The 23512-nt window shown below is 44.7% G+C and carries 18 protein-coding genes; 9 read left to right on the forward strand and 9 right to left on the reverse strand.

Annotation, left to right across the window (positions count from 1 at the left end; genetic code table 11):
* Window positions 1-180: 180 nt before the first annotated feature.
* From AB4232_RS13990 to hrpB, 5 genes are all read right to left on the reverse strand, one after another.
* The gene (locus tag AB4232_RS13990) at window positions 181-549 is read right to left on the reverse strand and encodes a YacL family protein (protein WP_029223087.1); all 369 of its coding nucleotides are present in this window, start codon (window positions 547-549) and stop codon (window positions 181-183) included.
* Window positions 550-707: 158 nt separating this feature from the next.
* Window positions 708-3296, reverse strand: coding sequence for a bifunctional aconitate hydratase 2/2-methylisocitrate dehydratase (gene acnB, locus AB4232_RS13995; protein ID WP_372047698.1), 2589 nt, complete (start codon window positions 3294-3296; stop codon window positions 708-710).
* Between the two features lie 272 nt (window positions 3297-3568).
* Window positions 3569-5908 carry a patatin-like phospholipase family protein gene (locus AB4232_RS14000; protein ID WP_372087372.1) on the reverse strand — a complete coding sequence of 780 codons (2340 nt, stop codon included), beginning with the start codon at window positions 5906-5908 and terminating at the stop codon, window positions 3569-3571.
* A 38-nt stretch (window positions 5909-5946) separates the two neighbouring features.
* Entirely contained in the window at window positions 5947-8346 is a 2400-nt protein-coding gene (mrcB, locus tag AB4232_RS14005) for a penicillin-binding protein 1B (RefSeq protein WP_372087373.1), read from the reverse strand.
* Window positions 8343-10781: an ATP-dependent helicase HrpB gene (hrpB, locus tag AB4232_RS14010; protein WP_372087374.1), complete on the reverse strand. Its 2439-nt coding sequence runs from the start codon at window positions 10779-10781 to the stop codon at window positions 8343-8345. Before hrpB ends, mrcB begins: the two co-directional genes overlap by 4 nt.
* A gap of 94 nt (window positions 10782-10875) precedes the next feature.
* Between hrpB and sfsA the strand changes: the two genes are divergently transcribed.
* The 7 genes from sfsA (at window position 10876) to panC (ending at window position 16977) form a co-directional block, all read left to right on the forward strand.
* Window positions 10876-11634, forward strand: a complete 759-nt coding sequence (sfsA, locus tag AB4232_RS14015) for a DNA/RNA nuclease SfsA (protein WP_009847580.1) — start codon at window positions 10876-10878, stop codon at window positions 11632-11634.
* A 135-nt stretch (window positions 11635-11769) separates the two neighbouring features.
* Window positions 11770-12216 (forward strand): RNA polymerase-binding protein DksA, encoded by a 447-nt coding sequence (gene dksA, locus AB4232_RS14020; protein ID WP_009847581.1) that lies wholly within the window; start codon window positions 11770-11772, stop codon window positions 12214-12216.
* Between the two features lie 148 nt (window positions 12217-12364).
* On the forward strand, window positions 12365-13267 hold the full coding sequence (gluQRS, locus tag AB4232_RS14025) for a tRNA glutamyl-Q(34) synthetase GluQRS (protein WP_135382733.1): 903 nt from the start codon (window positions 12365-12367) through the stop codon (window positions 13265-13267).
* A gap of 156 nt (window positions 13268-13423) precedes the next feature.
* Window positions 13424-14779, forward strand: coding sequence for a polynucleotide adenylyltransferase PcnB (pcnB, locus tag AB4232_RS14030; RefSeq protein ID WP_041472901.1), 1356 nt, complete (start codon window positions 13424-13426; stop codon window positions 14777-14779).
* On the forward strand, window positions 14776-15261 hold the full coding sequence (gene folK, locus AB4232_RS14035) for a 2-amino-4-hydroxy-6-hydroxymethyldihydropteridine diphosphokinase (RefSeq protein ID WP_017103848.1): 486 nt from the start codon (window positions 14776-14778) through the stop codon (window positions 15259-15261). Before pcnB ends, folK begins: the two co-directional genes overlap by 4 nt.
* A 22-nt stretch (window positions 15262-15283) precedes the next feature.
* Window positions 15284-16078, forward strand: coding sequence for a 3-methyl-2-oxobutanoate hydroxymethyltransferase (gene panB / locus AB4232_RS14040; protein ID WP_012604733.1), 795 nt, complete (start codon window positions 15284-15286; stop codon window positions 16076-16078).
* Window positions 16079-16086: 8 nt separating this feature from the next.
* Entirely contained in the window at window positions 16087-16977 is an 891-nt protein-coding gene (gene panC, locus AB4232_RS14045; RefSeq protein WP_012604734.1) for a pantoate--beta-alanine ligase, read from the forward strand.
* Between the two features lie 152 nt (window positions 16978-17129).
* Here panC and AB4232_RS14050 read toward each other — a convergent pair whose 3' ends face one another.
* From AB4232_RS14050 to AB4232_RS14060, 3 genes are all read right to left on the reverse strand, one after another.
* The gene (locus AB4232_RS14050) at window positions 17130-17900 is read right to left on the reverse strand and encodes an ABC transporter permease (RefSeq protein ID WP_009847587.1); all 771 of its coding nucleotides are present in this window, start codon (window positions 17898-17900) and stop codon (window positions 17130-17132) included.
* Window position 17901: 1 nt separating this feature from the next.
* A complete protein-coding gene (locus AB4232_RS14055; RefSeq protein WP_009847588.1) occupies window positions 17902-18819 on the reverse strand; it encodes an ABC transporter ATP-binding protein in 918 nt (305 codons plus the stop codon).
* A gap of 320 nt (window positions 18820-19139) precedes the next feature.
* Window positions 19140-20771, reverse strand: a complete 1632-nt coding sequence (locus AB4232_RS14060) for a SulP family inorganic anion transporter (protein WP_029223085.1) — start codon at window positions 20769-20771, stop codon at window positions 19140-19142.
* A 286-nt stretch (window positions 20772-21057) separates the two neighbouring features.
* Between AB4232_RS14060 and can the strand changes: the two genes are divergently transcribed.
* Entirely contained in the window at window positions 21058-21717 is a 660-nt protein-coding gene (can, locus tag AB4232_RS14065) for a carbonate dehydratase (protein ID WP_009847590.1), read from the forward strand.
* A gap of 95 nt (window positions 21718-21812) precedes the next feature.
* On the opposite strand, the gene hpt is transcribed toward can, so the two are convergent.
* Window positions 21813-22343 carry a hypoxanthine phosphoribosyltransferase gene (gene hpt, locus AB4232_RS14070; protein WP_009847591.1) on the reverse strand — a complete coding sequence of 177 codons (531 nt, stop codon included), beginning with the start codon at window positions 22341-22343 and terminating at the stop codon, window positions 21813-21815.
* Between the two features lie 337 nt (window positions 22344-22680).
* Here hpt and AB4232_RS14075 point away from each other — a divergent pair, with 337 nt between their 5' ends.
* Window positions 22681-23286, forward strand: coding sequence for a LuxR/HapR/OpaR family quorum-sensing transcriptional regulator (locus AB4232_RS14075; protein WP_012604737.1), 606 nt, complete (start codon window positions 22681-22683; stop codon window positions 23284-23286).
* The last annotated feature ends 226 nt before the right edge of the window (window positions 23287-23512 follow it).

The raw sequence follows: 23512 nt of genomic DNA on the forward strand, positions 1-23512 counted from the left end.
AATCCAAGTAGCGTGCCAGAAATTTAAGTTGTTGATTTTAAATAAAATAGAAACAATACCGTTTTGGAAACGAAAAAGGCCGCACCAATGTGGTGCGGCCTTTTCACTATCTTAATGCGTTGCATTGTCGTTGCTCTAGTTTTGGGCAACGAAACTTTCACGATGCAAAATCATTAGCAACTAGTAACCTAAAAAATCAATCCAACGTTCGATGAGCAACTCGAAATCGTCAATTCCGCAGCTTGCTTCGCTTTCACAATTATAGAAATCGAACTCACTGCCCTCTTCCATCTCTTGTTCGTGCCCTAGCACATTTTCTTGAATCGTTACGTCGTCTTCATTGATCGCTAGGCTGATCTCTTTGCCTAGTAGCGTCACTTCATTGCTCAGATCTTGTCGAGATTGCTCAATCAACGCCATCACATGATCCAGTTTCTGCTTATCTTTCCCGATCTCTTCTTGAAGCCAGCGGCCAACAATTTCATGACCCATGCTGCACTTTACATAGTACTCGCCCATTAAAGTGTTTCGTGTAAATTCAAATTCCATAAAGGCTCCGCGCACTAATGACAGATAGGGTAAAAAATGAGGCGAGAGTATATAGCGAAGTCATCAAGAGATCGAGTCGCTCGTTGTCCAGCATTCAGACATAAAAAACGCCTTCTACGAATAGAAGGCGTTCTGTCTGTATCTTACTCAGTCAACGATTAAGCTGGTTCTTGGAAGATAACCGTGTCTGCTTTTTCCGTGTACTGACCCATTTTATGGAAGTTCAGGTAACGGTATGTATCAGCAGCCGTTGCATTAATCTTCTCAGCGTACTCTAAGTACTCTTCTTTCGTTGGGATACGACCTAGAATCGCGCCAACAGCAGAAAGCTCAGCAGAAGCCAGATAAACGTTCGCGCCATTACCTAAACGGTTCGGGAAGTTACGAGTAGACGTAGACATAACCGTCGAAGCATCAGCAACACGAGCTTGGTTACCCATACATAATGAACAACCCGGAGTTTCAATACGAACCCCAGCACGACCGAAGATGCCGTAGTAACCTTCTTCTGTCAGTTGGTCTTTATCCATCTTAGTTGGCGGAGCAACCCATAGGCGAGTATTTAAAGAGCCATTAAACTCTTCTAGCATCTTACCTGCAGCACGGAAGTGACCGATGTTGGTCATACAAGAACCGATGAACACTTCTTGAATCTCAGTGCCTTGAACGTCAGAAAGAAGACGAGCATCATCTGGATCGTTTGGTGCACATAGGATTGGTTGATCGATGTCAGCAAGATCAATCTCGATAACGTGTGCGTATTCCGCATCTGAATCAGCAGATAGCAACTCAGGGTTCGCTAACCACTCTTCCATTGCGGTAATACGACGCTCAATCGTACGAACATCACCGTAACCTTCAGCGATCATCCACTTAAGCATAACGATATTCGAGTTCAGGTACTCATCGATAGACTCTTGAGATAGCTTAACCGTACAACCAGCCGCAGAACGCTCAGCTGATGCATCTGAAAGTTCAAATGCTTGCTCAACAGACAGGTGCTCAACACCTTCAATTTCTAGTACACGACCAGAGAACTCATTGATCTTTCCTGCTTTCTCTACCGTTAGTAGACCTTGCTTGATACCGTAAAGCGGAATTGCATGTACTAGGTCACGTAGTGTGATACCCGGTTGCATTTCGCCTTTAAAGCGAACCAAGATAGATTCAGGCATATCAAGAGGCATAACGCCTGTTGCCGCAGCAAATGCTACCAAACCAGAACCAGCAGGGAATGAAATACCTAGAGGGAAACGAGTATGCGAGTCACCACCTGTACCTACAGTATCAGGAAGAAGCATACGGTTTAACCATGAGTGGATAACACCATCACCCGGACGAAGTGAAACACCTGCACGGTTCATGATGAAATCAGGCAGTGTATGGTGAGTGTTTACATCAACTGGTTTCGGGTATGCAGATGTGTGACAGAAAGACTGCATCACAAGATCCGCAGAGAAGCCAAGACAAGCCAGATCTTTCAGCTCATCACGCGTCATAGGACCCGTAGTATCTTGAGAACCCACTGTCGTCATTTTAGGTTCGCAGTACTGACCCGCACGCACACCTTCAACGCCACACGCTTTACCTACCATCTTCTGAGCTAATGTGTAGCCTTTATCAGAAGCAGAAGGATCGATTGGTTTAGCAAACAGATCGGTTTCAGCTAGGCCTAGAGCATCACGAGCACGACCCGTTAGGCCACGACCAATGATCAGTGGAATACGGCCACCAGCACGCACTTCATCAAGAAGTACTTTGCTTAGCTCAAAGTTTGAAATCACAGAACCGTTCTTGTGAACAACACCTTCGTACGGGTAGATATCAATGACATCGCCCATGTTCATGTCTTGTACGTTCAGTTCAATGGGTAGTGCGCCTGAATCTTCCATTGTGTTGTAGAAGATTGGTGCAATTTTACCACCCAGACAAACACCGCCAGTACGCTTGTTTGGTACGAATGGGATATCTTCACCCATAAACCAAAGTACTGAGTTTGTTGCCGATTTACGTGAAGAACCTGTACCAACAACATCACCAACGTAAGCCAGTGGAATGCCGTCTTTTTGCATTTCTTCAATTTGATTGATTGGACCAACGCTACCCTGTTCATCAGGAGTAATGCCATCACGTTCCATCTTCAGCATCGCTTTCGCGTGCACTGGGATATCAGGACGTGACCATGCATCAGGCGCTGGTGATAAGTCATCAGTGTTAGTTTCACCGGTAACTTTAAATACTTTAACGGTGATCTTTTCCGCTACTTTGTTTTTCGCTGTAAACCATTCAGCATCAGCCCAAGATTGAAGTACTTGTTGTGCTGAAGCATTACCTGCTTTCGCTTTATCTTCTACATCGTAAAACGCATCGAACATCAGTAGAGTATGAGACAGGGCTTTAACTGCGATTGGAGCAAGCTCAGCATCGTCTAACAGAGACACTAGAGACTCGATGTTGTAACCACCTTGCATAGTACCAAGCAGTTGTGCAGCTTTTGCTTTGCTTACTAGTGGAGAAGCTACTTCACCTTTAGTGATAGCCGTAAGGAAGCCAGCTTTTACGTAAGCAGCTTCATCTACACCCGGTGGAATGCGATTTTCTAGTAGGTCAAGAATGATTTCTTCTTCACCTTGAGGTGGATTCTTTAGAAGTTCAACTAGGCCAGCGACTTGCTCAGCATCTAGTGGTCTTGGGACAACTCCCTCGGCGGCACGTTCTTCGACGTGTTTACGGTAGGCTTCAAGCACGACTTTTTTCCTCTCATTGCGGTTCACTTCTTACCTTCATAATTATTAGTAAAATAAAGAAGCGAACATCCTTGGAAACTTGGCTCTCCATTGCCATTTTTGTCATTCAATTTGTATTGATGAGCGGCATCATAGAGGCCAAACTGTGGGCGGTAGAATAGCAAATTTAACGTTAAATTAAAATCTTATCATTTTGACCAACATAGCAAGTTAAGACGAAAGTCCCACTATTTTTGCCTATTTACGCAGTTAAACGGTGACTCTACGCATGATTATTTGTAGGAAGTACCGACAATCAGGTACACCGAATCAAAGTTATCTTCGGTTCGACCATAAGCTAATATGATCGGCCCGATGGGTGAGTCGACACCCGCAAAAACAGAGCCTGCAGTATACATTGGAGCTTCATCCAGTTTTAAGTCATTGTTCGACCAAACACCACCATGTTCAATAGAGGCGCCCACGTAGAACGGTGATTCAAAGAGGCCGAAGTCATTTTCAAACCACTTATAACGGTAGATCAAACTGGTGTAAGCTAAGTTCTGACCGATCAAACTATTTCTTGGAATACCGGATAGATTAAGGAACCCTCCTAGCTCTTTCGGATCAATCGGAAAGACTGAGTTTTTACTTTCTACGATGCCGTAATCAACCTTTGCGACTAAAGTATGCTTTTCAATGCTTTGTGCTGCCATAAAATTGGCCGAAAGTTCAAAGACTGTATCACTCTCAGAAGAGAAATCTGAACCACCATTAGAGCTCTCATTCTCAAAATCGTCATGAGAGATAAGGTACTCTAAATCGACAAAATAACCTTCGGTAGGAAGACTGAAGTTATCCAAAGTATCCAATCTATAACTGGCAAAGGCACCAATACGTTTATAGCCACCACTTCCTAGTGAAGGTAATGATGCCACCTCAATACTGCCATCTGTATAACGTGCACCAAATTTCAGCTCTTGCCACAATGTCGGTTGATAGCCCAATGCAAATTCACTCAGATACTCTTGATAAGACATTGGTAAGTAGTCTTTGGTTGCATCCAGTGTAGGTTCTCCAATCTCGCCGATTCCTGCTGGCAGGTTTCGATTCTGGTTGCTGTAAGCAATAGACACAGATGTGAACAACTTTTGACTCGAAAAGAATGGTGAGAAGAGTTCCGCCTCAATGCGTTTGTCAGTACCCATTTCAAGATTGGTTCTTAACTCTGCGCCATGTTTGTTAATGTCAGTAAAGTTGGCAGAAACACCGAGCGAATACTGGCTGGTAGTCGAGAAATCATCTTCAAGAAAAAATCGAAAATTGAGGTAATTTGGCCCCCAAGATTTTTCATTCACATCGACCAGCAGTTGATCCTCGCCATCAACATTTTCAAATTCATAAGTAACCAACTCGAACCGATCTAAGGCATAAAGATCTTTCACTTTAGATTCGATTTCACTGGTTTTAATAACCTGACCAGAATCGAGGTTTAAACGATTTTCGATCAACTTATCTGAATAGTGGGTGTTGTTGTTAATAATAACTCTATCAACGACAGTCTGGTCGCCATGTTTTAGCTGCTTTCGAGCTTGCTGTTTCTGATCAATATACTTTTGATAGTCTGCGTTAGAGAGCGCCAACTTAGAAAGCTGATCCGTATACTGCCTTGTTGCTTCGTATCCAGCATGATAAGCCGTCGGCATTTTATCGAACTCGGTGGTCTCCATTTGCCCAACATCAGGACGTAAGAAAAAATCATCGTCTGTTAACGTCGCGGCTTGCTCTTGAGTGCTGCGTTGAACAAGGTAATTAGAGAGTTGGTCTGCTGCGGCTAAAAAGTTAGTGAAGTCTTCTTTGCTTTTGTAGTTAGTACTGATATCAATCGCAATAACTATGTCAGCACCCATCGCTCTAGCAACATCAACAGGCATGTTATTGGTGACACCACCATCGACCAACATTCGCCCATCAACTTCATAAGGAGGAAGTGCTCCAGGTACTGACATACTCGCCATCATCGCATCAACAAGGTGACCATGATCGATCACGACTTCTTCAAGGTCGATAATATCGGTTGCGACAGAGCGATATGGAATAGCGAGGCTGTCGAAAGAATCGAGGGGAGATAAATTACCAGTGGTCTCGCGCAGAATACGCAACATATTCTGACCTTGAACCACACCTTTTCTGGCTTTGATTTCGCCCCAACCTAAACCGAGATCGGTATTCAGTTGATAACGGTCTTCATATTCTTTGTCTCGCACACGGCGATCACTACGGTTAACGCGATCGCGATAACCACGATTCCAATCAACCGTATAAATAAAGCTCTCGATCTCATCAGCGCTCATCCCTGTCGCATAAAGACCACCAACGTATGCGCCCATGCTGGTACCGGTAATGTAATCAACCGGAATTTGCATCTCTTCTAGAGCTTTAAGCACACCGATGTGAGCTGCACCTTTTGCCCCACCACCAGCAAGAACGACAGCAACGGTTGGCCTTTTATGAGCTTGTTTAAGTTCAACATGTTCTGATGAATCAACCTGTGCTGCAGTAGCGGCAAACAGTTGAAAACTGATCACAGTACCGACAATACCCAAGCTACTCACTAACCAACGAGAAATCATTATCTAAACTATCCTTGTCATTCTTTTCTGTTATGACTTTACCACTGAAAAAGCTTCTTTAGCCACTGTTTTGGTTGACTTTCACAGCCCTTTTTAATGCTGCCACTTTCATCCCAGACCGGCAATTTGACTGTACCACCACAGTCAAACTCTAACGCCCCTTCAGAAGTTCGAGTAAAGCTAGCGGTCGCAATTCCTGTTGGCCAAGGCAGTAATAGTTGTTCAGGCGTTCTTTGCTTCAGATAATCGGCATAGACACGCAACGCACCGCTAGAACCGGTTAGTTTAGTCGGTTTATTATCATCTCGGCCTAACCAAATCGTCGTGACTTCACGACCATCAATACCAACAAACCAACTGTCTCGACTGTCATTACTTGTGCCCGTTTTACCGGCTAATCCCGCCCATGCAAACTGACCTTGTAAGAAACGACCTGTACCTTCCGATACACCCCGCTTCATCGCATAGGTTGTTAACCAAGCTGCCTGCTGGTCAACGCTTTGCGATACACGAGGAATCGATTGATACAGAACTTCGCCATCATTATCAACAACAGAACGAAGTGCAGACAAAGGCGCAATGCGACCAGAGTTGGTAATGGTTTGGTACATCTGAGCAACTTGGAACGGAGTCAGTGAGAACGAACCCAAAAACATCGACGGTACTGGGCGAATCTCATTTTTATCGACACCCAGCTTTCCAATGGTATCCGAGACGCTATCAATGCCTAACTGCATCCCTAAACGAACGGTAGGTACGTTATAAGACTTAGAAAGCGCCACATACAAGGGCACATCGCCACGGAACTTACGATCGAAGTTTCTTGGGCTCCATACGCTGCCCTTACTGCCTTTCAAGCTCAGTGGGGTGTCCTTCAATGTTGTCGCCAACGTATACTTCTGAGGTTGTTCCAATGCGGTTAAGTAGATTGCAGGCTTAACCAAAGAACCAATAGGGCGACTCGCGTTCAAAGCACGGTTAAAACCATCGTAACCGGTACGTTTACCGCCGACCATCGCTCGAATTTCACCAGTATTGCGATCCACGGCAATAGCTGCGGCTTCCAGTTTGTTACCTGCCGTTTTCGATAAATCAGGCACTTTACGAGCAATCGACTTTTCTAACTTGTCTTGGGAAACGGGATCCAGAGAGGTAAAGACTCGAATCCCTTTTTTCGCTTCAAATCGATCGCCTACATACTTCTTAAGCTCAATGTTTACTTGCTGGAAGTAAGCTGGCTGACGACTAGCAATACGTGGGTTGTCTTGAATATCCAAATCACGACTCGCCGCTTCTTCGTATTGTCGCGGAGTTAATATGTCTTGCTGCATCAATAAGCGAAGAACCAGATCGCGTCGAGTCTTAGCACGCTCAGGGTAACGAACCGGATTGTAATACGACGGTCCTTTCACCATACCCACCAGCAATGCTAGTTGATCGATGCGGAGCTCTTGAATAGGTTGACCGAAATACAAACGAGACGCTAAACCGAAGCCATGAATCGCTTGCCCACCATTTTGCCCAAGGTAAACCTCGTTTAAGTAAGCCTCTAGAATACGGTCTTTGCTGTAACGATGGTCCAAGATAAGCGCAATGTAGGCTTCACGAACCTTACGCCACAGTGTACGCTCACTGGACAGGAATAGGTTCTTTGCCAACTGTTGTGTCAGCGTACTACCACCCTGTACCGTTCGCCCAGCTTTGACGTTAACGACCATTGCACGAGCGATTGCTAATGGCGATACCCCATCGTGTTGATAGAAGCTTCGGTCTTCAGTTGCTAATAAAGCATCAACCATCACTTCTGGGAACTGATTACGTTTTAAGAACAGGCGTTGCTCATCGTTACTTTTTTCAAGCATACCCAGCATTTTCGGTTCAACACGTAGATAGCCCATGTCGCCTTTCTTCTCTAGCGACTGTATACGAGTTAACTCGTTACCGTTGAAATGCAGCATCACATGACGATCCGCTTCCGGCCCGTCGACAAACTCGAACGGACGACGAATCATTTCAATCTTGGTTGAAGAAGAAGAGTACTCACCTGGGTGGCGAGGAGAATTCACTTTACGGTAATTAAGTACATCCAGTTCATTCTTAACCTGTATCAAACTCACCGCAGTCCCCGGAGACAGATCCAACACACGAGCATAAACAACGGTTGGCAGATCAAAAAGCTGACCTTCAAAACGCTGCTTAACCACTGAATCCAGATAAATACCGACGAACAACAGCAATGCGGCAAGTGCTAAGCCAGCTTTCCAAGAAATGCCCCACAGAACCTTCAACCAACCTCTCTTGCCAGACGGCTTAGCCTTAGGTTTAGTCTTTTTCGCTGCTGCTCTTGGCTTTCTAGGCTTGGCTTTGGTCGCTGGTGACTTCTTTGCTGGCGCTTTTTTAGGTGGTGCCTTTTTCGGCGTTAACATTTTGGTCATCATCGGTTCAACTGTCGTTTAGTTTTAGTGGTTGCTACATGATTAGCAGGGTCATCCGGCCAAGGATGTTTTGGGTAACGGCCTTTCATCTCTTTTTGTACTTCTTTGTACGCGCCAGCCCAAAAGCCGGCTAAATCCTGAGTAATTTGCAGTGGTCGTTGCGCAGGAGAAAGCAACTCAAGCACCACCTTTTTACGCCCTTGGGCAATCAAGGGGGAATCTTGCTCACCAAAGACTTCCTGCATTCGAACAGAGATCATTGGCTCAGATTGATATTGATATCGAATCGACTTCTTACTGCCCGTTGGCATCAGGTAATTAGTCGGTAGCCATTGATCTATTTCTTGATTCAGAGGCCAGCCAAGATAAGCGGACAATGCTTGCTCGACCGAGATACTCGTCAGTCCTTTTGCCGACTTGATACCATTCAAATAAGGTAAAAGCCACTCATCAAGTTCGCGCAATAAGCTCGCTTCATCCATTTGAGGCCATTGCTGTTCAGGCAGCCACAACTCAGCACAGCGCACGCGTTCAACCAGCTGTTTAGCAGAAGCCGTCCAATTTAAACTTTCAAGTCCGCGTCGAGCGATGTAATTCAGTAACGCTTGGCTTATCTGATCGGAATCAGGCTCTGGCAAAGCTTTAGTGCTGATAATCAGCTTACCCAGTAATACTCTTTCTTCAGCAACCAAGCGACCGCGTTTTTCATCCCAATCCGCATAATCTTCGCGTGTAAAAAGACCGGAGAATGAAGCCTCAAGCTGCACTATATCAATCGGTGTCGCTAAAAAGATCTGACTGGCTCGCCCTGCCGTACGCATCAAATCAATCACCACGATGTATTCGTTGTTTGCCAGCGGATCATCATCACGAACCTCGGCTCCATGGCCATTGGCAAGACGAAATGCACAGCCAGTCGCACTTCTCGCTTGTGCAATTCGGTCTGGGAATGCAAAACAAAGCACTAATGGTAGCAATGATTCGTCAACTTGTGACAAATCTAAGTGATGATTGAGTTTGCTGGCGAGACTTTTCGCTCGCTGCATCACCACGCTATTTTTTGAGTGTTTTCTTTGCTTCAGTCGATGCAACGAATGCTGAATATCCGTCACATTGCGCTCTGGCTCTTCAAGTAAAGCGGCAGCAACAATCGCGACATTCAACAAGGCTGGACTATTTTGCTGAGCTTTGATCAGCATACTAGCGATACGCGGCTCAATGCCTAGGCGCTGGGCTTGCTTACCGAGCGGAGTGAACTGCCCATTAGCGTCTAACAGTTCCAGGTTTTGTAAGAGTTGCTTACCTTGTTCTGTTGAAGCTTTTGGTGGAACGTCTAACCATTGCAGTTCATCAGCACTCGCAGCGCCCCATTGCGTCAATTCAGACACCAACGAAGACAAATCAGAATGAAGAATTTCAGGTTCTGGTACAGCAGGTTGCTGCATAAGCTGTGTTTCGCTGTACAAGCGAACACATAAGCCTTCTTCGATTCGCCCAGCACGACCCGCTCTTTGCTCAGCAGAAGACTGCGAAATTTTCACTTGTTCAAGCTTGGTAATACCGGTTTTCAAATCAAACTTTGCAACTCGTTCTAACCCCGAATCAACCACTAAACGAATCCCCTCAATCGTCAAAGAAGTTTCCGCAATGTTAGTGGCTAATACCACTTTTCGACGCCCTTTCACCGATGGCGCGATCGCTCTCTGCTGCTGTTCAAAACTCAATTGGCCATACAACGGACACACGTCAATATCACTGACAAGTTGCCCAAGTTGTGATTCCACTTGTTTTATCGCCGAGACACCCGGTAAGAAAGCCAAAAGTGAACCCGATTCTTTCTCCATCAGAGAACGAATCACGTTGGCCATCTTAGGTGCTAAATATTCATTCGAGCCTAATGGCTGATAGCGGAAGTCGACAGGGAAAGTTCGGCCTTGCGATTCAACATACTTGGCATCAGGTAACAAAGATTGCAGAGCGTGTTGATCTAAGGTTGCCGACATCACCACCACTTTTAGATCGTCACGCAGCGCATCTTGGATCTCCAAGCTAAACGCCAATGCAGTATCTGCGTGAATGCTGCGTTCATGAAATTCATCAAAGATCACCATATCAACCCCAGTCAATTCAGGGTCGGTTTGGATCATTCTCGTCATGATCCCTTCAGTCACGATTTCCAAGCGAGTCGCACTACTGGTTTTAGATTCACCACGAACCCTATAACCTATGCTCTCTCCCACTTTCTCTCCTAGTTGGCTCGCTAAGTAAGTAGCAATATTCCTTGCAGCCAAACGCCTTGGTTCAAGCATAATGATTTTGCCTTGAACAGCATTAGTTTTAACCAACTGTAAAGGGAAGAATGTTGACTTACCGGCACCGGGAGCGGCCTTTAGAATAAGTTGAGTGTGTGTTTGTACGCCAGCGAGCAGATCTGGCATCACAGCTTCTATGGGCAGTTGTGGCAATGGGTGAACCTTGTGGTGTAATGTTGGCAACATTGTACATAAAAACCTACCTCTCTAAATAAGTAATATGCACTTCAATCCTCCATTAGAGCCAGCGACTCTTATTAAACGCTATAAACGCTTTCTCACTGACATCCAACTTCCAGACGGCAGCGAGCGTACTATCCACTGCGCTAACACCGGAGCGATGACAGGATGTGCGACTCCTGGCAATACGGTGTGGTACTCAACGTCAGACAATGCAAAAAGAAAGTACCCAAACAGCTGGGAGATCTCAGAAACAGACAAAGGTCACCGTATTTGTGTAAATACTGCGCGGGCAAACCAGCTAGCGGTGGAAGCAATTGAAAATGGGACTATAGTTGAACTCTTAGGTTATAACGCGTTACGAACCGAAGTGAAATATGGCAGTGAGAATAGTCGCATTGACATTCTGCTTGAAGATAACGAAAAGCCGCCTTGCTATATCGAAGTAAAAAGCGTCACTTTGCTCGACGAAGAAGTGTCAACTAAGCAACAAATATCAACTAAACAACAAGCGTCGACCGAAGGGCAAGGTTTTTTCCCTGATGCAGTGACAACTAGAGGCCAAAAACATCTGCGAGAACTCACAGAAATGGTCGAATCTGGAAGTAGAGCCGTACTTTTATTCACTGTTTTACATTCAGGCATTGAAAAAGTGTCTGCGGCACACCATATAGACGCCAAATATTCGTTATTACTAAAACAAGCACAAGACGCTGGAGTTGAAGTGCTTTGCTATAAAGCAGAGCTCAGCAGTACTCAAATACAACTAAAACAAGCCGTTGAATTTATCAATAGCTAAGCAAAAATGCTGAACTATTCACATTGATTGCAAGTTTTAACAAGAGTATTTGCCACCATTCGTTCTTTCTGCTATAGATACCCGCCTTAAAATTAGCTGCTTTGCAGTTGACTAGGTGTAAATAGGAGATGCTGTATGCCAGAATCTAAGAAAAAAGCGCTAGGCATCCTAGCCATCGCAGGTGTTGAACCGTACCAAGCAAAGACAGGTGAAGAGTACATGTCACCTGAGCAAACGGAACATTTTACAAAAATTTTATCAGCTTGGCGCAACCAGCTCAGGGAAGAAGTTGATCGTACTGTGCACCACATGCAGGACGAAGCAGCGAATTTTCCAGATCCTGTTGACCGAGCTTCTCAAGAAGAAGAATTCAGCCTAGAGTTACGTAACCGTGACCGTGAGCGCCGTCTTATCAAGAAAATTGAGAAGACACTAGATAAGATCGAAGAAGACGATTTCGGCTTCTGCGACTCTTGCGGTGTCGAGATTGGTATTCGTCGTCTTGAAGCTCGTCCAACTGCTGACCTTTGTATTGACTGTAAAACACTTGCAGAGATCAAAGAGAAACAGATGCAAGGTTAATTCTTGCGGATGTAAAGAAAGGGAGCTTTGGCTCCCTTTTTTGTTTGTTTTAAAAAGCGGTTTATATCGTTGTTGATAGCGATAAACTAATCGCCAAACGTCTTAAGAATCGGCTACTGCGGTACCATCAAGATTAGGTTTCTCACTCATGAATTATATCGGACGCTTTGCACCATCACCGTCAGGTCCTCTTCATTTTGGCTCACTGGTTGCTGCTCTTGGTAGCTACTTTCAAGCGAAATCTAACCAAGGACAATGGTTAGTTCGTATGGAAGACCTAGATCCGCCAAGAGAAATGGCTGGCGCTGCAGACCTCATTCTTAAGACGCTTGAGGCTTACCACCTGTATTGGGACGGTGAAGTCGTTTATCAAAGCCAGCGTCATGACCTATATCAAGCTCAAATTGATCAATGGGTCACTGACAATCAGGCCTACTACTGTCAATGTACCCGTAAGCAGATAAAGTCCTTGGGTGGGTTTTATAGTGGTCACTGCCGAGACAAAGGTTTGGTTGATTCAGGCGAACAGGCGGTGCGCTTGTGTATGGACTTTCCCATCGAGTCCTTTGACGATGTTCGTCACGGCACGATTCAAATTCCCAAAGCATTGGCTGAAGAAGATTTTATTATCAAACGCAGAGATGGGTTGTTTGCCTATAACTTGGCAGTTGTCCTTGATGACATCGAACAAGGGGTAACAGAAGTCGTTAGAGGTGCAGATCTGATAGAACCAACAGGTCGACAAATCAGTTTGTATAAGACGCTCAAGCAAAAAAACGTGAGCTACTTGCACTTACCATTGGCAACTGATGGTTTGGGGAATAAACTGTCAAAACAAAATCATGCCACCGCGATAGATCTCGACAACCCAAAACCGACGTTGATCAACGCGATGCGATTCTTAGGTTTTAATATCCCGAGTGCTCTTTGCGAGGCGTCAATGGATGAAGTTTTATTGTGGGGCTGCCAGCAATGGAACGTCAATCAGTTACCTGATAGTTTACAAAAAGAGCACAGCAATGAGTTCGAAACTAACGGCAAATCGCAATAACGATACATAAAAATACCGTAACAAATACCTGTGACTAAGCAGACGATGTTCTCAAATGGCTCGCGCTAAGCTATTATTAGCCGCAATTAAACTCTGCACTACCACTTTGGACTAAGAGAAAAACAAAGCTGGCGATACCTACTTTGTTATAAACTAATGAATACAAACGACAATACCCCAAGCGAACAACGCGGATTCCACGAATTAGCTCTGAATATTTATACTCGTCAAGAGCACAATATTTCACGCAAGCAGATCAGCGACAATGCACTTAAAGTGTTATATCGCCTGAATGGTGCGGGTTTTGACGCATTTCTAGTCGGTGGTGGTGTACGCGACATCTTATTGGGCTCTCAGCCAAAAGATTTTGATATCGCGACCAACGCAACGCCAGAGCAAATCAAGCACCTATTCAGAAACTGTCGCCTTATCGGTCGACGTTTTCGCTTGGCACATATCATGTTTGGTCGTGACATCATTGAAGTAGCAACTTTCCGTGGTCACCACCAAGAGCCATCGAAAAACGTTTCTGCGCAATCTGACGAAGGTATGTTGCTACGCGATAACGTGTACGGCAATGTTGATGAAGATGCAGAACGTCGTGACTTCACAATCAATGCGATGTACTACAACATTGCAGACTACAGCATCCACGATTACGCGGGTGGGGTAGAAGATTTAGAAGATAAGCTGATCCGCCTGATTGGCGACCCAGAAACGCGTTACCGCGAAGACCCAGTACGCATGCTACGCGCAATGCGCTTCGCCGCTAAACTGGATTTTGATATTGAGGAAGATACAGCCGACCCAATTGAAGAGTTGGCACATCTTCTAAAAGATATCCCAGCAGCGCGCCTTTACGAAGAGTCTCTAAAATTACTGCAATCAGGTCACGGTTTAGAAACCTACCACTTGATGCGTGAATACAACCTGTTCCAGCAGATGTTCCCTTCCGTAGCGGAGCACTTCACAGAAGGCTACGACTCACATACCGAGCAAATGCTTGATTTGGTACTCGACTCGACTGACCTTCGTATCGAAGATGGCAAGCGAGTAAACCCCGCGTTTATGTTTGCTGCAATGCTTTGGTACCCAATGAACAAGTTGGCAGACAAGCTTGTCGCTGAACAGGGTATGGCGCACTACGATGCGATCATGGAAGCAAGTAACATCATTCTTGATCGACAAGTAAAATCAATTGCGATTCCTCGTCGCCATACCGCAACCATTCGCGAAGTTTGGCAACTGCAACTACGACTGCCTCGCCGCAACGGTAAACGTGCCGTTCGCCTGATGGAACTCAATAAGTTCCGTGCTGGCTACGATTTCCTAGAAATGCGTGGCGAAATTGAAGGTGGCGAAACCAAAGAACTAGCAAAATGGTGGGAACGTTATCAGACAGCAGGACGCAATATGCGTCAAGCGATGGCTAATGACGTAGCAGCACCATCAAAGTCGGGTCATCGCCGCCGTAAGACTTACAGGAACAAAAAGAGTAAGCAATCAGAATGATAACGGCTTACATTGCGGTCGGCAGTAATCTTGCCGACCCCGTTAGCCAAGCAAACTTGGCTATCGAAACGCTAAAGAATCTTCCGCGAACAACGTTTGTTGCGACCTCACAGCTATATAGTAGCACTCCAATGGGGCCGCAAAACCAACCCGACTACATCAACGCGGTAGTAGCAATTAGAACAGAATTAACGCCAATTGAACTGCTTGATTGCACTCAAAAGATCGAGCAAGAGCAAGGGCGCGTCCGTAAAGACGAGCGTTGGGGGCCAAGAACCTTGGATCTCGATATCGTGTTATACGGCAATGAGGTGATCGATTCAGAGCGCTTAACCGTTCCTCATTACGGAATGAAAGAAAGAGAGTTTGTGCTCTACCCGCTTGCTGAAATCGCACCAAGTTTACAACTCCCTGATGGGACTGAGCTGACAGAACTACTAAAAATAGTAGATAAGAACGGGCTCAATGTTTGGCAGCAATAGCCAAGCGCATTAAGGAAAATCAATGAAAAAAGTAACCATTAACGACCTGATCAAGTGCAAACAAGAAGGCCGTAAATTCGCGACGTCGACAGCTTATGATGCGAGCTTTGCTCAATTATTCGAAAGCCAAGATATGCCAGTTCTACTTGTCGGTGACTCACTTGGCATGGTTCTACAAGGTCGTAACGATACATTACCAGTAACCGTTGAAGATATTGCTTACCATACTCGCTCAGTGCGTGCCGGTAGCCCAAACTGTCTTCTTATGGCTGACATGCCATTCATGAGTTACGCCACACCAGAGCAAGCCTGTGAGAACGCAGCAACCTTAATGCGCGCTGGTGCGAATATGGTGAAAATCGAAGGCGGAAGCTGGTTGATTGAAACTGTGAAGATGCTAACAGAACGTGCTGTACCAGTATGTGCACACTTAGGCTTAACGCCTCAATCGGTAAACATTTTTGGTGGTTACAAAGTTCAAGGTCGTGACAACGAGCAAGCCGATAAAATGGTTGCTGATGCGCTAGCACTACAAAATGCAGGTGCTCAAATCGTTCTTCTTGAATGTGTACCAGCTTCATTAGCAAAAAGAATTACAGAAGCTTGTGACGTACCAGTTATCGGTATCGGCGCAGGTAATGTTACCGATGGTCAGATCTTGGTTATGCATGACATGTTCGGTATTTCTGCGAACTACATGCCGAAATTCTCTAAGAATTTCCTAGCTGAAACAGGTGATATGCGTAAAGCCGTCGCTCTATACAAAGAAGAAGTAGAGAGCGCACTTTTCCCTGATGATGCTCATACAATCGCTTAGGAGTAACTATGCAAACTTTTGCTGAGATAGCGGCTCTTCGTGAGCAGATTAAACAGTTTAAGCGTGATGGACGTACGGTTGCTTTTGTCCCAACAATGGGAAACCTACATGAAGGTCACCTAACTCTGGTCAAGAAAGCTCGTGAACTGGCTGACATTGTTGTTGTAAGCATTTTTGTTAACCCAATGCAGTTTGATCGCGCCGACGACCTAAATAACTACCCTCGTACGTTAGAAGCCGATTTAAACAAACTAACAGGCGAAGGTGTTGAGTTAGTCTTTACGCCAACACCAGAGGTGATGTACCCAGATGGATTGGACAAACAGACGTTTGTTGAAGTCCCTGGTATATCTCATATGCTTGAAGGTGCCTCTCGTCCAGGTCATTTCCGCGGTGTATCAACAATTGTCACGAAACTGTTTAATATCGTTCAGCCAGACTTTGCATGCTTCGGTGAGAAAGATTTCCAACAACTTGCTGTGATTCGCCAGATGACAACTGACTTAGCGCTAGACATTGAAGTTGTGGGCGTAGCGACTGTTCGTGAAATGGATGGTTTAGCCATGAGCTCTCGCAATAGCAACCTAACGATTGACGAACGTCAGCGAGCTCCAGTTCTAGCGCGCACTATGCGTTGGATCAGCAGTGCTATTCGTGGTGGTCGTGATGATTACGCGTCTGTCATTGAAGATGCAACAGACCAACTGCGCGCAGCAGACCTACAACCGGATGAAATATTCATTTGTGATGTGAAAACGTTGCAAGCAATCACTTCAGAATCGACTCAAGCAGTGATTCTAATGTCGGCTTTCCTAGGTAAGACTCGCCTTATCGACAACCAAGTTTTAGATTTGGTCTCGGAAACGAAAGAAGAAGTGAAAGAAGAAACTGCTGAGTAATCGCTTTCTTCTCTTTACGTAAACCAGGTTCTACCGCAAAGCACAAATGAAAAACATAAAAAAGGTCGATGTAATATCGACCTTTTTCTTTGCCTGCGATTCAGGATAATTAATAGTTCCTGGATAACTAATAGCTCCTGGATAACCAAAAGTTAACTACGTAAGCCGATCCCCTTTGTAACTAAGTAATGTGCAATGCCATACAGCACGACAATAAACACACCTAGTACGCCAAACGACGTCACAATACCCACATCAGACACACCCAAAAAGCCATATCTGAACGCGTTTACCATATACACGATAGGGTTCAACTTCGATACACCTTGCCAGAATTCAGGCAATAGACTGATCGAGTAGAAAACACCACCGAGATACGTCAGCGGCGTTAAAATGAAGGTTGGGATAATAGAAATATCATCAAACGTACGTGCGAATACCGCGTTGATCAAACCACCCAGAGCAAACACAACCGACGTGAGAAATACCGTCGCAATGATCACGCCCCAGTGGTCGACTTGAAGGTCAACAAAGAACAGCGATACAAAGGTGACGATAGTGCCCACTAACAAGCCACGCACCACGCCGCCCATTACGAAGCCGGCGATAATCACGTAGTTAGGAACAGGCGCTACAAGCAGCTCTTCAATGTTCTTCTGGAATTTGGCACTAAAGAACGATGAAGCAACGTTGGAATATGAGTTGGTGATCACCGACATCATGATCAGACCGGGCACAATGTATTCCATGTAGCTAAAGCCGTTCATTTCACCAATACGCGCACCAATCAGGTTACCGAAGATGATGAAGTAAAGCGTCATGGTAATCGCTGGCGGTACCAGAGTTTGCACCCAGATACGCGTGAAGCGATTGATCTCTTTGGTCAACAAGCTGCAGAAAGCGGTCCAATATAGGCTGTACATATTATTTATTCCCCTCACGGACGATACTCACAAATAGCTCTTCTAGGCGGTTTGCTTTGTTACGCATAGAGAGAACTTTTACCTGCTGCTCACTCAATTGATCAAAGATGGTATTCAAACCTCGATTCTTGTCGATTTCGATTTCTAGCGAGCCATTAACCATCACTTGGCTATTCACACCTTCAAGTTTAGGTTCAGTCGCACCCTCTTCAAGATCAAGAATAAAGGTCTCGGCACTCAACTTACCCAACAGCGACTTCATTGTGGTGTTCTCAATCAACTCACCACGATTGATGATACCAATGTTACGACACAGCATTTCCGCTTCTTCTAGATAGTGCGTAGTCAAAATAATGGTGATGCCCTGCTTCTCGTTGATCTCCTTGAGGAATTCCCACATTGAACGACGCAATTCAATATCAACACCCGCCGTTGGTTCATCAAGAATCAACAAATGAGGCTCATGCATCAGTGCACGCGCGATCATCAAACGACGCTTCATACCACCAGATAAGTTACGCGCACGTTCGCCACGCTTTTCCCACAAATCGAGCTGAGATAAGTACTTTTTAGCGCGTTCTTTAGCAAGAGCTTTCGGTACACCGTAGTAACCGGCTTGTTGTAGCACGATCTGCTCAACCGTTTCGAACGGGTTAAAGTTAAACTCTTGCGGGACTAAACCTAAGTTCAACTTCGCTAGCTCCAGATCGGTATCAATGTCGTAGCCAAACACTTTAACCTTGCCTGACGTTTTATTAACCAGTGAAGAGATAACACCAATGGTGGTGGATTTACCCGCACCATTTGGGCCAAGTAGTGCGTAAAAGTCGCCTTTTTCTACTTGTAAACTCACGCCCTTAAGAGCCTCAAAGCCCCCTGCATAAGTTTTTCTTAGTTGCTCAATTTCTAATGCATACATAGAGATAGACTGCCATTTGCTATAGATAAGATGTTGATGACCGAGCTTGAGGAAGAGAGTAATGCTTAAATGAGCTAGCAGAAAACTAACTCAAACTTGTTTACTCGGCCATTTTGCAAACAAGTTTATCGTTGATTAACGATTAATACAAATACCGAGTGAGGCTTTCTTTCGAAAGCGAACAAGAATATTAAGTACGTAAAGAGCAATTCAGTGTTCAGTAAACATAAAAATGCCGTTAAGTTATTAACTTAACGGCATTAATCACCAATACTATATTTGGCGTCTATAACTGACTCATGTGAAATTATTGCTGAAGATTAAACCGAGTCAAATTGATGTTCATCTCTATCAACATAGCTTGTTGCAGCTGTCAGGGCTTCATATCTGAATCGATAAGTATTGGATTCCGGCACAAGGTCAATCACATGGAATTTTTCTAATTGCTGACGAGTATTCTCATTAGGACACAATAAGTACACCTCACACTGCGCATCTAGGGCATCTTTAATCGCATTTTCTAGAGCTAAACCAACGGTAACATCAATCATAGGCACATCAGTTAGATCTAAGATCATCGCTTCATAATCAGAAATACTCGAGTGTTGACGTGAAATCGCTTTTGAAACACTGAATATCATCGGCCCAGAAAGGTAGAAGAACAGCACTTTACCATTGGCACTATCCAGTAACTGACGTTCACTGTCAGTTAATGGGATATCGTCTTCATCATCGCCATCACTGATCGCCTTAACTTGTCTAGCTTGCTCTCGACTCAGCCTTTCAATGATCAGAATGTTTGAGATAAAAACGCCCAGCCCGACCGCAATAATTAAATCAACGAATACGGTTAATAACATCACACCGTACATGACACCCATGCCGGCATAACTCACCTTGTGTGCGCGCTGAATAAAACTCCAATCAAGGATGTTGAAACCGACATACATCGCGATACCAGCCAACACCGCCATAGGGATCGGTTCTGTTAAGCCTCCCGCAACCAATACCACTAGCGCAAGCACCAAAGCACGAATAACACCAGAAAGCGGAGAACGAGCCCCTACCTGAATGTTGGTCACGGTGCCCATGGTTGCGCCCGCACCGGGTAGCGCACCAAACAGACCAGAAATCATATTCGCAATGCCTTGGCCACGAAGTTCTTTGTCTGAATCATGCTCTTTACGAGTCAATGAATCTCCGATAACCGCAGTCAAAAGCGTATCAATACAACCAAGAGTACCTAGCACCAAAGCATCGATAACCATTGTGGTGAATTGCTCAGAGCTGATAGTCGGAATAACAAGAGAAGGTAAGCCTGCGGGAATTTCACCAATACGGCGAATAGAATCGGTATCAAAGATAATAACGGATAAGAGCGTTACAGCCACTAAAGCGACCAATTGAGCGGGCACATACTTACGATATTTAGCAGGAAAACCGAAAAGGATACCAAGCGTTAACACCCCCAAAAACAGCTCACTGACTTTCAGATTTGCTAGCGTATCAGGAAGTGCCGAAAGTGTGCCCATCACTCCGCCAGAAGGGGCTGCGTGCCCTAGCAAAGGAGAAAGTTGCAGAATGACAAGAATCACGCCGATACCGGACATAAAGCCAGATATCACGCTATATGGCATCAAAGTGACGTACTTTCCTAGCTTTAATGTACCGAGTAATATCTGAAAAGCACCCGCCATCATTACCACGGTAAAGGTCATTGCCATCCCGGTTTCAGGGTACTTGGCCACCATGCTGGTCATTACTGCCGTCATGATCACTGTCATCGGCCCGGTAGGCTCTGATATCAAGCTGCTTGAGCCACCAAACAATGCCGCAAATAGGCCCACCATGATGGCGCCCCAAAGGCCAGCTTCCGCGCCCGCACCAGAAGCGACACCAAATGCCAACGCTAAAGGCAATGAGATGATGGCTGTAGTTACACCGCCAAACATATCTCCTTTGAGATTGATATCCGTAAAACGACTTCCAAACAAAACACACCTTCCTGATGATGAAATGACAAACCTTATCACTTTAACAAATGTATCAACGGTTCAGAAAGTGTTAATTTAATCACACTATTCGTCTCTTATATTCGGATTATGCCTTTTACGCTAAGTTAATGATTTTAACGACTAGTACACGTCAGATGAGTACTATTTGACACAGTTTTTACAAGATTGAATTTGTAACATTGTGTATAGTTAGAGTTCTTAATTAAGGGATGTAAGACGCAAAATGCCAGAGATTAAACAGCTTTTTGAAAACAACTCTAAATGGTCAGAAGAAATTCGCTCTCAACGACCAGAGTATTTTACAACGCTTGAAGAGGGTCAAAGCCCTGGTTTTCTATGGATAGGCTGCTCAGATAGCCGCGTTCCGGCCGAGCGTCTCACTGGTTTGTATTCTGGCGAACTGTTTGTTCACCGAAATGTCGCTAATCAAGTAGTTCATACCGACCTAAACTGCTTATCAGTAGTTCAATACGCTGTCGATGTACTCAAAGTGAAACACGTTATTGTTTGTGGTCACTACGGCTGCGGTGGTGTTAACGCAGCGATTGATAACCCTAAATTGGGTCTTATCAACAACTGGCTACTCCACATACGCGATAACTATCTTAAGTACCGTAAGCAAATTGAATCTCTGCCTCGTGAGCAATGGGGTGACAAGTTATGCGAAATTAACGTTGCTGAACAAGTGTACAATCTTGGTAACTCAACCATCATGCAAAGCGCATGGGAACGTGGGCAAGATATTGAAATCCACGGTGTGGTTTATGGTATTGGTAATGGCAAACTGCAAGATCTTGGTGTTCGTTGCTCAAGTAATGATACTTTAGAAAACAGTCATTTAGCGGCGCTTGATAAAATCCTGTCGTCTCCAATTCTAGGTTAATTCTTAACGTCTAACCAGTAGATATAAGAAAGAATAGATATAAGAAAGGCTCGCGTTTTGCGAGCCTTTTTTGTTTGTGTTCAACAGAGTCGTTATTACTCTTGAGGTACAACTTTACCGATGTACGGTAGGTGACGATATTTTTGTGCGTAGTCGATACCCACACCAACAACGAATTCATCTGGGATTTCAAAACCAATCCACTTTGTGTCTACAATGACTTCACGACGAGAAGGCTTGTCTAATAACGTACAAATTTCGATAGATTTAGGACCACGCAGGCTCAGAATTTCTTTTACTTTAGTCAGCGTGTTACCAGTATCGATAATGTCTTCTACAAGTAGAACATCTTTACCTTGGATGTCATCATCAAGGTCTTTCAAAATACGAACATCACGTGAGCTTTCCATGCCGTTGCCATAGCTAGAGGCCGTCATGAAATCCACTTGGTGAGTTAAATCGATAGCACGAGCAAGATCCGCCATAAAGACAAAAGATCCGCGCAATAAGCCAACTAAAACTAGATCTTCGCTACCTTGGTAGTGCTCCGTGATCTGCTTGCCTAGTTCGTTCACTCGATCCTGAACTTCTTGCTCAGAGATCATGACTTCAACTGTATGCTTCATACTGCTCTCATTTTATTTGGTGATTGCGACGAATGTTGACACTTTCGCCAGTTGTGTCGCTCAATTTTGTGCGTAAGTCTAGCACTGCTCAAATACCCACACCACCTTATGGTTCGAATTTACTGTTAGATTCTCAATGAAATGTGCATTGGTGCGTTATCCAATACTCGCATCCTTTCACATCAACACTGATCACGCTTTATGTATCAAGTTTGATGTAACTGTCTATAAAACAAGCACAAGGGATTGACCATTCACATATGCACCATTACACTCATCTTGGCTTAAATAATAATAAAATCATTAATATAAAAATTCGTTGGCAAGGAAAAACAAAATGGACTCAATAACGAAGAGACCTAGAACTAGGCTTTCACCCTTAAAAAGAAAACTTCAATTGATGGAAATCGCACTTGAAGTATTCTCTCGCCGTGGCATTGGCCGCGGTGGACACGCTGATATTGCCGACATCGCTCAGGTGTCAGTAGCAACAGTATTTAACTACTTCCCTACCCGTGAAGATCTGGTTGATGAAGTACTTAACCACGTTGTTCGTCAATTCTCGAACTTCCTTTCAGACAACATTGACCTAGATATTCACGCAAAAGAAAATCTACATAATATTGCGACTGAAATGGTGACGTTAGTGGCTCAAGATAGCAATTGGTTAAATGTATGGTTCGAATGGAGTGCATCAACTCGCGATGAAGTGTGGCCTCTGTTTGTAACCACTAACCGCACTAACCAGATGTTAGTGCAAAACATGTTTAGCAAAGCGATTGAACGCGGCGAAGTTTGCGACGATCACGACCCTAAACATCTTGCGAACCTATTCCACGGCATTTGTTACTCGCTATTCATCCAAGCGAAACGTGTAGATACACAAGAAGAACTTTCGACCTTGACGGATAGCTACTTGAACATGCTGTGCATTTATAAGTAGATTCGATCTTCGAACAAAACTAAAGGGTTGGCTTTTACGCTAACCCTTTTTTATTTCCTCTCACCTAATCAGATTCCCTATTCCTTCCTTCGTCAGTCTAGAGAATGACAGGAGAATAGAGCTACAGTTCTCACCTTTACGCTAGTGATATCATCAAAGCATAAGCTTCAACATTTCACTTCGTCATCCTCAAGAGCGAGGGACTAGCGAGTTGGGGATCTCTTAC

This window comes from Vibrio sp. 10N.286.46.A8 (assembly GCF_041470165.1).
In the GTDB taxonomy this organism is placed as follows: domain Bacteria; phylum Pseudomonadota; class Gammaproteobacteria; order Enterobacterales; family Vibrionaceae; genus Vibrio; species Vibrio tasmaniensis_A.

What these genes read in the sequence shown, in the direction of transcription:
- hrpB (WP_372087374.1), bottom strand. Translation starts at nt 10,781, where the DNA reads ATGCCAGATCTGCTCGCTGGCGTACAAACACACACTCAACTTATTCTA.
- AB4232_RS13990 (WP_029223087.1), bottom strand. Translation starts at nt 549, where the DNA reads ATGGAATTTGAATTTACACGAAACACTTTAATGGGCGAGTACTATGTA.
- AB4232_RS14000 (WP_372087372.1), bottom strand. Translation starts at nt 5,908, where the DNA reads ATGATTTCTCGTTGGTTAGTGAGTAGCTTGGGTATTGTCGGTACTGTG.
- dksA (WP_009847581.1), top strand. Translation starts at nt 11,770, where the DNA reads ATGCCAGAATCTAAGAAAAAAGCGCTAGGCATCCTAGCCATCGCAGGT.
- gluQRS (WP_135382733.1), top strand. Translation starts at nt 12,365, where the DNA reads ATGAATTATATCGGACGCTTTGCACCATCACCGTCAGGTCCTCTTCAT.
- can (WP_009847590.1), top strand. Translation starts at nt 21,058, where the DNA reads ATGCCAGAGATTAAACAGCTTTTTGAAAACAACTCTAAATGGTCAGAA.
- AB4232_RS14075 (WP_012604737.1), top strand. Translation starts at nt 22,681, where the DNA reads ATGGACTCAATAACGAAGAGACCTAGAACTAGGCTTTCACCCTTAAAA.
- hpt (WP_009847591.1), bottom strand. Translation starts at nt 22,343, where the DNA reads ATGAAGCATACAGTTGAAGTCATGATCTCTGAGCAAGAAGTTCAGGAT.
- panC (WP_012604734.1), top strand. Translation starts at nt 16,087, where the DNA reads ATGCAAACTTTTGCTGAGATAGCGGCTCTTCGTGAGCAGATTAAACAG.
- AB4232_RS14050 (WP_009847587.1), bottom strand. Translation starts at nt 17,900, where the DNA reads ATGTACAGCCTATATTGGACCGCTTTCTGCAGCTTGTTGACCAAAGAG.
- AB4232_RS14060 (WP_029223085.1), bottom strand. Translation starts at nt 20,771, where the DNA reads ATGTTTGGCGGTGTAACTACAGCCATCATCTCATTGCCTTTAGCGTTG.
- panB (WP_012604733.1), top strand. Translation starts at nt 15,284, where the DNA reads ATGAAAAAAGTAACCATTAACGACCTGATCAAGTGCAAACAAGAAGGC.
- sfsA (WP_009847580.1), top strand. Translation starts at nt 10,876, where the DNA reads ATGCACTTCAATCCTCCATTAGAGCCAGCGACTCTTATTAAACGCTAT.
- pcnB (WP_041472901.1), top strand. Translation starts at nt 13,424, where the DNA reads ATGAATACAAACGACAATACCCCAAGCGAACAACGCGGATTCCACGAA.
- AB4232_RS14055 (WP_009847588.1), bottom strand. Translation starts at nt 18,819, where the DNA reads ATGTATGCATTAGAAATTGAGCAACTAAGAAAAACTTATGCAGGGGGC.
- mrcB (WP_372087373.1), bottom strand. Translation starts at nt 8,346, where the DNA reads ATGATGACCAAAATGTTAACGCCGAAAAAGGCACCACCTAAAAAAGCG.
- folK (WP_017103848.1), top strand. Translation starts at nt 14,776, where the DNA reads ATGATAACGGCTTACATTGCGGTCGGCAGTAATCTTGCCGACCCCGTT.